Raw genomic sequence first — 328 nt, 5'->3', positions numbered from 1 at the left:
CTGCCAACCAGCGATGGTGAGCGAATCCCAAAAAGTGCGTCGTAGTCCGGATTGGAGTCTGCAACTCGACTCCATGAAGTCGGAATCGCTAGTAATCGTGGATCAGAATGCCACGGTGAATACGTTCCCGGGCCTTGTACACACCGCCCGTCACACCATGGGAGTGGGCTGCAAAAGAAGTGGGTAGTTTAACCTTTCGAGGAGGACGCTCACCACTTTGTGGTTCATGACTGGGGTGAAGTCGTAACAAGGTAGCGCTAGGGGAACCTGGCGCTGGATCACCTCCTTATACGATGATTACTCACGATGAGTGTCCACACAGATTGAT

The 328-nt window shown here is 52.7% G+C and carries 1 rRNA gene; it reads left to right on the top strand.

Features of this window, described 5'->3' with window-relative positions:
- Positions 1-289 (top strand): 16S ribosomal RNA (locus RH85_RS14680); the annotation flags it as partial.
- Between the last annotated feature and the right edge of the window lie 39 nt (positions 290-328).

The organism is Vibrio ichthyoenteri ATCC 700023, from assembly GCF_000222605.1.
Lineage (GTDB): Bacteria > Pseudomonadota > Gammaproteobacteria > Enterobacterales > Vibrionaceae > Vibrio > Vibrio ichthyoenteri.
This window is presented reverse-complemented; position numbering and strand designations above follow the sequence as displayed.